At 49.6% G+C, this 12,600-nt stretch carries 9 protein-coding genes; 3 read left to right on the plus strand and 6 right to left on the minus strand.

All coding sequences use genetic code 11. From position 1 onward, the window contains the following. Positions 1–53: 53 nt before the first annotated feature. The 3 genes from ACJHX4_RS09905 to ACJHX4_RS09915 all read right to left on the minus strand — a co-directional run bounded on the left by ACJHX4_RS09905 (position 54) and on the right by ACJHX4_RS09915 (position 6,027). A complete protein-coding gene (locus ACJHX4_RS09905; RefSeq protein ID WP_001033262.1) occupies positions 54–4,397 on the minus strand; it encodes a YadA-like family protein in 4,344 nt (1,447 codons plus the stop codon). Between the two features lie 43 nt (positions 4,398–4,440). After that, positions 4,441–5,121, minus strand: coding sequence for a DUF3251 domain-containing protein (locus tag ACJHX4_RS09910; protein WP_000062145.1), 681 nt, complete (start codon positions 5,119–5,121; stop codon positions 4,441–4,443). Between the two features lie 543 nt (positions 5,122–5,664). After that, entirely contained in the window at positions 5,665–6,027 is a 363-nt protein-coding gene (locus ACJHX4_RS09915; RefSeq protein WP_000665680.1) for a YibL family ribosome-associated protein, read from the minus strand. 283 nt (positions 6,028–6,310) lie between these two features. Here ACJHX4_RS09915 and yibT point away from each other — a divergent pair, with 283 nt between their 5' ends. Further along, complete coding sequence (gene yibT / locus ACJHX4_RS09920; protein WP_000517097.1) at positions 6,311–6,520, plus strand: protein YibT; 210 nt, start codon at positions 6,311–6,313, stop codon at positions 6,518–6,520. Between the two features lie 10 nt (positions 6,521–6,530). On the opposite strand, the gene mtlR is transcribed toward yibT, so the two are convergent. The 3 genes from mtlR to mtlA form a co-directional block, all read right to left on the minus strand. Next, positions 6,531–7,118, minus strand: coding sequence for a mannitol operon repressor MtlR (gene mtlR / locus ACJHX4_RS09925; protein WP_000228269.1), 588 nt, complete (start codon positions 7,116–7,118; stop codon positions 6,531–6,533). Continuing rightward, complete coding sequence (gene mtlD / locus ACJHX4_RS09930) at positions 7,118–8,266, minus strand: mannitol-1-phosphate 5-dehydrogenase (protein WP_000645408.1); 1,149 nt, start codon at positions 8,264–8,266, stop codon at positions 7,118–7,120. The genes mtlR and mtlD overlap by 1 nt, the downstream gene beginning before the upstream one ends. Positions 8,267–8,585: 319 nt before the next feature. Then, positions 8,586–10,499, minus strand: a complete 1,914-nt coding sequence (mtlA, locus tag ACJHX4_RS09935; RefSeq protein ID WP_000093245.1) for a PTS mannitol transporter subunit IICBA — start codon at positions 10,497–10,499, stop codon at positions 8,586–8,588. A gap of 536 nt (positions 10,500–11,035) precedes the next feature. On the opposite strand from mtlA, the gene ACJHX4_RS09940 reads away from it, so the two are divergent. Both ACJHX4_RS09940 and ACJHX4_RS09945 read left to right on the plus strand, forming a co-directional pair. Further along, a complete protein-coding gene (locus tag ACJHX4_RS09940) occupies positions 11,036–11,398 on the plus strand; it encodes a DUF3302 domain-containing protein (RefSeq protein WP_000479624.1) in 363 nt (120 codons plus the stop codon). Between the two features lie 2 nt (positions 11,399–11,400). Continuing rightward, a complete protein-coding gene (locus ACJHX4_RS09945; protein ID WP_000364952.1) occupies positions 11,401–12,537 on the plus strand; it encodes an HlyD family secretion protein in 1,137 nt (378 codons plus the stop codon). The last annotated feature ends 63 nt before the right edge of the window (positions 12,538–12,600 follow it).

The following is a 12,600-nucleotide window of genomic DNA, read 5'->3' on the forward strand; positions in this document are numbered from 1 at the left end:
GATAAGCGTAGCGCATCAGGCAATGTGGCGTTTACCCATTCGTTAATGGATCATTACCACTGAATACCGGCACCGAGTGCGGCGGAGTATTCACCCTGGCTATTGGTACTACCTTGTAATTTGTAGACCCAACGACCATTGGCGCTCACCATCGACACACCTAAAGCAACAGCCGATTCACCGTTGTAAGTACCGCCACCAATAGAGGCCATGCTGGCACCCGGCGTGTAAGCCTGCGGCAGACCGGTCATCGCCATTGCAGAAGCGATACCACCGCTCAACTTGCTTTCGGTTTTGGACAGTTTGTTATCCATCTCAACCATGCGCTGATCGGTGTATTGCTTCGTTTCCTGCACGCTTTGCTTCAGTTGCGCATAGTTCACTGCGTCGTTGTTGTTGACGCCAGCGGAGACGTTGCTGATGCGAGTCGTACCGCCGTTACCACCACCGAGAGTGATGTTGCTGTAGTCGATAGAGCCATCAGCTTTGGTGTCGTAGCGAACGCCGCCTGCTTCAGAAGACTTCAGTTGCGAAACGTTAACCGCATCGGTGGCATTAACACCGGCAGCAACGTTGGTGATACGGCGCTGGTTGGTAGAAGAACCCACAGAGATCGTATTTTCTTCGTCTGCTACGGAACCCGTGCCCAGCGCGACGCTGTTGTCAGCGGCAGCAATGGAACCAGAACCAATCGCAACACTGTCTTTACCCTGCGCGTTGGCATCTGCGCCATCGGTGTTGGTCTTGAAGTACTTAGTGCTACCGGTGGTTACGATATCGCCAATGCCGTTTTCGATATTGGTCACGCGAGTATCCAGATTAGTGACCTGAGTGTTCAGGTTAGTAATGCTCTGGGTATTCTGGGAAACCTGCGCGTCCGTTACTTTCAATTGACCCACGTTGACCGCATCGGTATCCGCCGACCCCGCTGCGACGTTGGTGATCTGACGTTGACCGTCTTCACTGCCGACAGAGAACTCACCCACGGAGTTCTGCGGCGCGTCCATGTTGTAGGCAGTGTAGTTGGTCTGCGCACCACGGGTAGTCTGAGAACCATTACCCATTGCAATGCTGTCGGCATGATTTGCGCGTGCGTTAGAACCGATAGCAATACCGTTGATCGCATCAGCCAGAACCAGCGTGTTCAGGCCGATACCAATACCCGCATTACCATTAACGATGGTTTTCGCGCCCATTGCCAGCGAGTCTTCACCGACTGCCAGTGAGTCTTCAGCCGTTGAGTTAGCGTGGAAGTATTTAGTCGGCGTGGTAGCGACTGCACCAATGGCATTTTGCAGCTGGCGAACCGTAACGGCGTCATGGGCTTCGGAACCATCGGCGACGTTGATGATTTGACGGTATTTACCGTCATCACCAATTGACAATGCACCGAGCAACTCACCGTCAGTGGTGTCATAACCGATAACTACGCCATTTTCCGTTACACTAGTGTTACGAGAACCTTTAACAATCACGCGACTGGAAACGGAGCTGCTACCCAAGGCAATGCCGGTATCAACGGAGCTGCTGCTACCTTGACCAATGGCCACGCTGCTATCACCTTCGGCAACAGAGTTATAACCCACAGCCGTAGCACCAATACCTGAGGCGCTGGCATCGTTGAACGCTAAGCCGTTGTCGTTGGTACGTACATAGTTAATACCCGCACCGTTTTCCTCGATGTAGGTTTCGCTGGTGTTACCGGCAAGCTGGTTAATCATTTGGCTATTTTGCGTAACCAGAATATTGGTTGCGTTTAACTGGGAACCGTTAACAGCATCGGTACTGGTTGTGGAGAGATCACCTGCCGCAACGTTGGTAATTTTGCTGGCATTGCCATCATGGCTGGCGTTGTAGGCACCTGCGTCTTCATCCCACAGCAGCGCGTTATCATCGAGCGCATCCAGGGCTTCACCTACGCTGTGGTAATCTTCATTAGCGATAGAGTAAGTCGGTGCAGTCATGGTGCCGTCAGCGTTAACTTCTGCGTCACCACCCAGGGCATCAGCAATGTACTTGCTCGTGTCATAGAGTTGCGAGCCATTTACAGCATCGCTGCTGGTAGAGGAAATTGTACCGTCTGCAACGTTAGTAATAATGCTATTGGTACCACCGTGTTTGGCGCTGAATTTGTTCGCTGTAGAATCCCACAGCAGGGCATCACTGATTGAGGTGCTGAATGATGAGTTAATCGCGTTAAGGGCATCACCTACGTTGTTGTACGTTTTCGAACCGATAGTATAGGTCGGGGCTATGAGAACACCCGCATTGTTGATATCAGCACCACCGCCAAGGTATGACGTAAATGAATCAGCTAAACTATAAAGTTGTGAGCCATTAATAGCATCATAACTGTTGGCTAATATGTCACCATTTGCAACGTTGGTAATCTTGCTGGCGGTTTTGAGTGTTCCGTGTGCAGCACTGAATGCGCCAGTATTTGAATTAGCGGTTGCATCCCACAACAGGGCGTCATTGTCCAGAGCGGTAAGAGCTGCGCCAACATTGGTGTAATTCTTACCACCAATATTATATTGAGGACCGGTAAATACGCCGTCATTACTCATTGCCGCGCCGCCGCCCAAATAGGACGTAATGGTGCTTGCAGTGCTTTGAAGTTGTGTACCATTAATGGCATCGGTGCTGGTGGAAGATACTGTGCCTGCCAGTACGTTGGTGATTTTGCTGTCAGTATTGCTGGTGCCATGTTTGGCGCTAAACGCAGTGCCATCCCATAGCAGGGCATCTTGTTTCAGATCATACAACTGCGAACCGTTAACGGCATCTTTACTGGAGGCTGAAACAGCACCATCCGCAACGTTGGTGATTTTGCTGTTAGTATTGCTGGTGCCATGTTTGGCGCTAAACGCAGTGCCATCCCATAGCAAGGCATCTTGTTTCAGATTATACAACTGCGAACCGTTAACGGCGTCGGAACTGGTGGCTGAAATCGTGCCATCAGCGACGTCGGTAATGATGTTTTTCGCCGAGGTGCTTTTAACTGAGCCATTTGCATTAAAGACAGTATGGCTGGCACTGTATTTATTACTTTTGCTGTCCCAGTGCAACGTGTTATTGTCGATGCTCTGGAGAGCCTCTCCCACGTTATTGTATTGGCCACTTTGTAGATAATATGTGGGAGCTTTAAGCGTCCCGTCAGAGTTTATAACATTATCAGGATCATCATGATATCCTCCAAGCCTGTCGGATACAGACTTACTGATGGCATAAAGTTGTGATCCATTGATGGCATCGGAGCTGACATTATTGATGTCACCATTACCCATATTGACAATTTTGCGCTTTAAACTAGAGCTACCTACAGACACGGTATTGTCAGCACCTGCGGAAGAATTTGCACCAATGGCGACTGCGTTATCACCATTTGCGGTGGTGTTAAAACCGAAAGCAAGGCTGTTTTTGCCCCCCGCATTACTGTTGTTGCCCAGTGCAATGGCGTTCTCACCCGCTGACCTGCTGTTACTTCCCAGCGCAATTGAATCAAGTTTGCTTGCCTCGCTGCCTTGACCTATAGCGATGGAGTTGGTTTCACCAGCGCTGGCGTTGTCTCCCAGCGCCAGGCTGGACTTCCCGATCGCATCCGCGTTAAAGCCAATCGCCGTCGCATTTTCAGCAGCTTCGCTCTCTGCACCCATAGCAATCGCGTTTGCTGCGCTGGCGAGAGATAGTCTGCCTAAGGCAAGGCTGTCTGTGCCGTTAGCAGCACTGTCGCGGCCTACGGCAATGGCGTTAGCCGCAGATGCAACGCTACTTGCTCCCAGCGCCATTGAATATTCTTTTGAGGCATTAGCATGATCACCGAGGGCGATGCTCATAATTTCGTAAGCTTGAGCCGTATTTCCTAACGCAATAGTTTTTTCACCATCGGCAAGGGCGGTGTCCCCAATAGCAAGAGATGTAAAACCATTCGTCTTTGCGTAACGACCAAGAGCCATCGAACGACCGCCAGTTGCTACTGAAGATGCACCCAGCGCGACACTTCTGTCACCTATTGCTTGTGCACTAACCCCAAAGGCCATTGATGCACCACCAATCGCATGAGTTCGTGAGCCTATAGCTGAGCTGTACTCACCTTCAGCTATCGCGTCATAACCTAGCGCAGTGCTCGCACCAGAGCCATTGACAAAGGTATTTGCTTTTGAATTTTTACCGATAGCAACCCAGCCGTCACCTGCTGAGCCATTGCCATAATCCACTGGCTGCCCCTCGTAGTTATCAGCCAGTGCCCCAAATGACGATAACAGCCCACCTGCAACCAAGGCAGAAATTAACAGCTTACTGCGCCCGCTCTTTTTGCCACGGCTCTTCGCCGTTTCGCTGGCGACGTTGTAACTGCCTGTCGCCGGATTCCAGATAACTTTAAATATTTTGTTCATTATTGATGCTCTCTATTCCTTGATATAAGCGCAGAAGCTGCATTTATTTTTTGTTTTTCCGCTGCCGGGTTTCAGCAGGTTGAACAGTGTCGAACTGAAGATTAGCCATATTGATGGACAACTTCAGATACTTCAGGTTATTAGGCGAGACGCCTTTTAATGTCAGATTAATGTCTTGCCATTGACCAGGCATTAATTGCAGAGTGGAATTCAGGGTGGTGTTGAATAGTAATTGTTGCCATTTCGCCAGAGCTTTGGCATCGGTGGGTTTCTCATTCCCCCATGTCGCATGAAAGCCAATATTTGATACGGGAACGCTTAATAAGTTAACCAGCGAAATACGAATGACACTGCCATTTTCAACCGCATCAATAGCCAGCACCCGGCCTGCCAAACCGACCGAGCCGTTATTTAAAATGAAGTATTGGGTTTGTAGCGGGTTAAATTCGGTGAAGACAAATTCGTCCTGTTTTTCTTTGACTGTCTTTACAATGCTGGCAAGTATTCTGGTGCTGTTTGTGATATTATTTTGTTGTTTTTCAAACAGTTCTGCTTTATTTTTATATTGTTCTTGTTGTTTCTCAAGCTCCTCTATTTTACTTTTTTGCAACTCTTGCTGTTTGGCAAGATCATCGATCAGACTCGCTTTTTCAATATAATCACAGCCTGTTAATGTACCTAGTGAAAATATTGTTAACACGTTTAAAAGTGTTTTCATGCTCATAGGATGAATTCCTTTTCATAACCCCAATATGTTGATAATTACGCCATATTCATTCTTCTGATGAATGTTTTTTATATATGTATTCGCAATAAAACTTATAAGAGATTTATTGAAATAATTGGTATTACGGACGTTTTATTAAATGACAACTGATTTCAGTTTGTAGCGAATGTTATGAGTCGCGCGAATTTTAATGAGCGGTATCAATCAATGTCAAATGTTTAGTGTCTTAGGCTGGGGAGCGCAGGGAGATTTTATATTCATATAAATGATGTGTTGTGATGAAATTTGCTGTGTTTATGGGGAAAGATAAATAATCATGCATCATAATTCGATTATTTATTTTTATGATTTATATATCACTTGTTGTTGCGCAACAAATTTTCAGATTTTAGCCTGCAAAAATACCTCAAACTCGAGGGGAAACTGAAACAGTTTACGGTAAGAAAGACATCGTATTTAATGAGTGGCACAGGCTCCTGCATGTGCCAGCAGGAGCGAGTAAATCGTGAGTGGCAGTAGTTACAGCGACGAGAAAGGAACTTAAAACGCAGTCTTTGAGAACCCTGTCATCTCTTGCAGGCCCATTTCACGGCCCAGCGCGGTCATTGGGTGCACAACCACCAGTCCGCGAACACTTTTTTTCAGTTTGCCCATATCAGCCTGCTCTTTTTTGGTGATTGCACGCTGGAACGGCATCTTCATCAGTTTCTGCGCTTCTTTGCTGAGTTTCTGGCTGTGAACTTCGCGCAGGCGAGCAATTTCTGCTTCCAGCGTGGCTTTCTCTTTTTCCAGTTCGGCATATTTGTCTGCGGCTTCAACCAGCGATAGATCGGCCTGCTGGTGACGGATGGCGTCCAGACGATCGCTGAGACGTTTGATTTCGTTTTTTTCGACTTCTTTCATGTGATGACTTCTGATAGAGATAAATTTATAGCCTCTAGTATGCGCGACCAGGTGCTTTGTTCACAACTGATGGCATTGTAATAGTTCCAGATTGTAACCATTAATGCGTTAAAAAATCACCCAATACATTGATTAGTTAAGAAATTTAAAGAAAAAAGATAGTCAACAGAAGCAGGTGATTATTGAGGATTGAGCACGTTTTCCTTAATGTCATTTATACCGGGATCTAAACTAAAATTGGCGGCCGCGCATTCCCGGCGCGGGGTAATACGGAGATATCATCATGGGCAAATTAGGTGAAAACGTTCCGCTTCTTATCGATAAAGCCGTAGATTTCATGGCATCGAGCCAGGCGTTCCGGGAGTATCTGAAAAAACTACCTCCCCGTAACGCGATTCCGTCCGGAATACCTGATGAAAGCGTGCCGTTATATCTACAACGTCTGGAGTATTATCGTCAGCTTTATCGTCCGAAACAGGTAGAGGAGAAGTAAGCGAAAGTACTTACTTTTGAAAGGCTTTTTTTAAGCTGATTTTGGAAATCAGCTCTGTCAGTGAAAGGACCATTGTTGATCGTACAGCCTGTTGGTAACGCTGAATTTGCATTGCATACAAACTGGAGTCTGCAGGTTCAAACTGTGGCGGCGGTGGTAACGCCGCCACGCAATGCAGTTCACCAAAGGGTCCAAGGATTTCGTCGTCGGTAAAAGCGTACTCGTTGCCGTCGTGATTTAGCTCTTCACGCAATGCCATCAGCAGTTCCGCATCTTCGTATTCCTGGCGGTTAATGACGCCCAACCCGTAAATGAGTTTTAAACGCACAGAAAGATCGCCCAGCGGACCATCGCCGTCGAGTAACGGTTCTACAGCATACTTCACCGCGTAATCGTCTTTGCGGAATACCTGAAGCACCAGAAGATTTACCGCCTCGGTCAAAAGCTCGACGGCGGTGATCAGAAAGCTTCGCACGGTTTTGCCAGCATTCAGACGCTCAAGCACACGGTTTTCAAAGGCCTGGGTTTGTTCCATTGTTGCCTGCATATCTGACAATCTGTTATTCGGGCGCAGGGTATCCTGCGCCTGGTCCACCATTATTGCATTGCTTTATAAGCGGTTACCGCCTCGGATACAACCTCGCTGTTGGCATCAAGACCGGAAATCTGTGCCAGCGCGGCTTGTGGGCCTTTGTCGGCAATCAGCGCTGCCAGTTCCTGAGCCTGCGGATCATCTTCACTGCGGAAGTGCATTGCAGCGGCAATACCTTCAATCAGGTTTTTATGTGGCAGACCATATTCCAGGGTTCCGAGCAGTGGCTTGATCAGACGGTCGCCAGCACTCAGTTTACGCAGCGGCTGACGGCCTACGCGTTCTACATCATCTTTCAGGTACGGGTTCTCGAAACGACCAAGGATTTTCTGGATGTATGCCGCATGCTTGTCAGCGTCAAAGCCGTAGCGCTTGATCAATACTGCACCACTTTCTTCCATTGCCCCTTTTACCACCGCGCGGATTTTCTCGTCGAGAATTGCGTCACGAATGGTCTGATGACCCGCCAGTTTTCCGAGGTACGCGGTTATAGCATGACCTGTATTCAGGGTGAAGAGTTTACGTTCGACAAATGCCATCAGATTGTCGGTTAATTCCATGCCAGGGATGTTTGGCAGCGTGCCTTTGAACTGGGTTTTATCGACAATCCATTCGCTGAAGGTTTCTACCGTCACTTCCAGCGGATCGTTAGTTGCCGAAGCCGAAGGCGGTACGATGCGGTCAACGGCGGAATCAACAAAGCCAACGTGTTCTTCTACCCACGCTTTGGCGTCTTCGGGCAGGGCGTTCATCACATGGCCTTTCAGCTGCGTGGTGCCGCGGACCATGTTTTCACAGGCGATGATGTTCAGCGGAGATTCATTACCTTGTTCTTTACGTTTCACCAGCCCTTTGGCGATGGCCGGAGCAATACGTTCCAGCACGACCGGGCCAACGGCGGTAGTGACTAAATCAACCTGAGCAATCAGATCAACGACATCATCACCAATGCTGCTGACGGCATCGACGCCAGAAACGGTATCTACCTGCTCGGTTTCACCAACCACATGAACCTGATAGCTATGACGGGCATTCAGGGCATCAAGCACCACCTGATTTACATCGGCAAACGTCAGTTGGATACCTGCGTCTGCCAGCAGTTTACCGATAAAGCCACGACCGATATTACCTGCGCCAAAATGTAATGCTTTCATAGTATTAACCTTCATCAATGTTTTTACCCGAGAGGGCTGGGGTGAGGCTTTTCCCTCACCCAAACCCTCTCCGTGAGGAGAGGGGCTTTTTGCCGGATGCGGCGTAAACCGCCTTATCCGGCCTACGTGTTTGGCACTGACCTGTAGGTCTGATAAGACGCGTCAGCGTCGCATCAGGCATTGTGCACCGACTGCCGGATGCGGCGTAAACACCTTATCCGACCGACAAAACAAATTGTGCTTTATGTTGTAGGCCTGATAAGCGAAGCGCATCAAGCAATTAGCCCCACCTTCTTCATGCGGAGAGGGTGGGAATGGATTACTTACGACCTGCCAGCAATTCCAGCACTTCATCCACGCTGGTGGTGTGTGCCAGACGCTCGATGACGGACTCATCATCCAGTGCATTGGTCAGGCTGGTGATCACCTGAATGTGCTCGTTGTTACGGGCAGCAATCCCAATCACCAGACGGGCAATGTCATCTTCTTCTTCACCGAAGCGCACGCCTTCCGGGTACTGGCAGAACACGACGCCCGTTTTGAGTACGCGATCTTTCGCTTCAACCGTACCGTGTGGCACCGCGATAGACTCACCCAGATAAGTCGGGGTCAGTTTTTCACGATCCAGCATCGCCTGAACGTATTCCGGCTCAACGTAACCGCCTTTCACCAGTTGCTCGCCAGCAAAACGAATCGCTTCTTCTTTGGTGGCCGCTTTGCGACCGAGGAAGATGTTCTCCGCGCCCAGTTTGAACAGGTTAGCACTGGAATCGTCAAAGCTGTCTTTCAGACTGTCTTTCACTTTCACTTCGTTTTCAGTATGGCGCTGGGCAGCAACCAGACGTTCGGTCAGGCTGGTGTACAGGCCGCTGTCGAGGAAGTTGGTCAGCGAAATATGCTGTGCCTGCGGAACCTGGCGCATAGCGCGTTCGGTCAGGTCACGGTGAGTGATGACCAGGTCCACATCTGGCGGCAGGTTGTTGATCGCGCTGTTAGTGACCGAAATCTGCGACAGACCTGCATCCTGAATTTTCTTACGCAGCACGCCTGCACCCATCGCACTGGAACCCATACCGGCATCACAGGCAACGATGATTTTACGGACGTGGCTCAGGTCGTTAGTCACATCGCCTGCAGACAGCGGAGACGCACCTTTAGACTCAGCTTTCATTTCCTGAACGCGACGTGCAGCAGCTTCAATATCATCTTCTTCTTTCACTTTGCTGGTTTTCAGCAGAATGGCAGAGACAACGAAGGAAACTGCCATCGCCGCACACACACCCGCGATGTTAGCGAAGTAAGCACCTTTTGGCGTCATCGCCAGTACAGCAAGGATAGAACCCGGAGATGCCGGAGAAACCAGCCCACCGCCCAGGATAGTCAGCGTGAATACGCCAGTCATACCGCCGAGGATAACGGCCAGAATCAGACGCGGATTCATCAGCACATACGGGAAGTAGATTTCGTGGATACCCCCCAGGAAGTGGATGATTGCCGCACCGCCCGCAGACTGTTTAGCGCTACCACGACCAAAGAACATGTACGCCAGCAGCACGCCCATACCTGGACCTGGGTTAGCTTCAATCAGGAAGAAGATGGATTTACCCAGTTCATGGGACTGCTGAATACCCAGCGGCGAGAAGATACCGTGGTTAATGGCGTTGTTGAGGAACAGGATTTTCGCCGGTTCAACAAAGATAGACGCCAGCGGCAGCATGTCATGGACAACCATGAAGTTAACGCCCGCCGCCAGCATTTTGGACAGGGCTTCAACAATCGGGCCAATGCCGAGGAATGCCAGAATAGCGAGGATCATCCCGATGATGCCTGCGGAGAAGTTATTCACCAGCATCTCAAAACCGGATTTGATCTTACCGTCTACCCAGCGGTCGAAGTGCTTAATGCACCAGCCGCCCAGCGGACCTGCAATCATAGAGCCGAGGAACATCGGCATGTCTGCGCCGACGATAACGCCCATGGTGGTAATGGCACCGACTACGCCGCCACGTTCGCCGCCAACCAGCTTACCACCGGTATAACCGATCAGCAGCGGCAGGAGATAAGTGATCATCGGCCCGACCAGCTTCGCCAGCGTTTCGTTCGGTAACCACCCTGTTGGAATAAATAACGCGGTGATGATACCCCACGCGATAAACGCGCCGATATTTGGCATCACCATGTTGCTGAGGAAACGACCAAAGCTTTGCACTTTGATCTTAATATCGGATGACATAAAAACACCCCTTCTTATGTTTGCTGTCGCGCAGGCTGGAAGCCCGAGGTTTTTTGTTAATGTGGCGGCAGAGGTAGCCGGACCTTGTAGATACTGCGAAATCTGGCACTGAATCGGTTAACTGTCCAGTCGGCGGCCTTTTGTGTGATATCAGTCACATAAATGTAGGGGGTAGAGAGGTAATTGACGTGATGCTCATCACAAAATGCTTGTGTAAAAAAGCAACAAGGCGGCGATTTTCGCTAAAAATGGCATTTAAATGTGAGTAATGTCACATTTTTGTTTTGATGGTTTGTTGAATCTTTGTGATCTGAATCACAAGATATTTTCTTACGGCGTTCACCTGATGTGATCTACAGCATGTTATGCCTTCGTCATGAAATCGTTATGTAACTAAGCAACTCATCACCTCTTAAAATTATTCTTTGGTGTTATGGCGAGAATCGCGAACCCGGATTATTGTCAAAATATCAGCCTGACTCCCTTCTGGCTGCCAGCCAAAAAACAACACTGATAAACGTGAATCCGAGGCAGATATGTTTCTAAACTATTTCGCGTTGGGAGTGCTGATCTTCGTCTTTCTGGTGATTTTTTATGGAATCATCGCGATACATGACATCCCTTATCTGATTGCCAAAAAGCGCAACCATCCCCATGCCGACGCTATTCATACGGCGGGCTGGGTGAGCCTGTTTACTCTACATGTTATCTGGCCGTTCCTGTGGATCTGGGCGACGCTCTATCAACCGGAGCGCGGCTGGGGCATGCAGTCACATGTTGCGTCGCAAGAGAAAGCGACTGACCCGGAAATCGCCGCACTTTCTGACCGAATTTCCCGGCTGGAGCATCAACTCGCCGCCGAGAAAAAGACTGACTATTCCACGTTTCCGGAGATCTAAATATGGATCTATTGATTGTTTTAACTTACGTGGCGCTGGCGTGGGCGGTCTTTAAAATCTTCCGCATTCCGGTAAATCAGTGGACGCTGGCGACGGCGGCGCTGGGAGGCGTGTTTCTGGTGAGTGGTTTGATCTTGTTGATGAACTACAACCACCCTTACACTTTTACCGCGCAAAAGGCAGTGATAGCGATCCCCATCACGCCACAGGTGACGGGAATTGTTACTGAAGTCACCGACAAAAATAATCAGCTTATTCAGAAGGGCGAGGTGCTTTTTAAGCTCGAGCCGGTTCGTTACCAGGCGCGAGTTGACAGACTTCAGGCAGACCTGATGACGGCGACGCATAATATAAAGACGCTGCGCGCGCAACTCACTGAAGCGCAGGCCAACACCACCCAGGTTTCAGCGGAGCGCGACCGTCTGTTTAAAAATTATCAACGTTATCTGAAAGGCAGCCAGGCGGCGGTGAATCCGTTCTCGGAACGTGACATCGACGATGCGCGGCAAAATTTCCTCGCGCAGGATGCGCTGGTGAAAGGCTCGGTGGCGGAGCAGGCGCAGATCCAGAGCCAGCTCGACAGTATGGTTAACGGCGAGCAATCGCAGATTGTGAGCTTAAGAGCGCAACTTACTGAAGCAAAATATAACCTTGAGCAGACCGTCATTCGCGCACCGAGCAATGGCTACGTCACTCAGGTACTGATCCGCCCAGGTACATACGCCGCTGCCTTGCCGCTGCGTCCGGTGATGGTCTTCATCCCCGAGCAAAAACGGCAAATTGTCGCCCAATTTCGGCAAAACTCGCTGTTACGTCTGAAACCCGGCGATGATGCGGAAGTGGTGTTTAACGCGCTACCTGGGCAGGTGTTTCACGGCAAACTGACCAGTATTTTACCTGTCGTGCCAGGCGGTTCTTATCAGGCGCAGGGGGTATTGCAATCATTAACGGTCGTGCCCGGCACGGACGGTGTGCTGGGAACCATTGAGCTGGACCCTAACGCTGATATCGATGCCTTACCCGACGGCATCTACGCCCAGGTGGCAGTTTACTCCGACCATTTCAGCCATGTTTCGGTGATGCGGAAAGTGCTGCTAAGAATGACCAGTTGGATGCATTATCTTTATTTGGATCATTGAGACTTGTATCACCTGTGTTTTGCGCGAGCCTGAGCCATACTGATATTTTTCCTCGCACAAAGG

It is taken from the genome of Escherichia sp. WS2035 (assembly GCF_046487065.1).
Taxonomy (GTDB): domain Bacteria; phylum Pseudomonadota; class Gammaproteobacteria; order Enterobacterales; family Enterobacteriaceae; genus Escherichia; species Escherichia coli.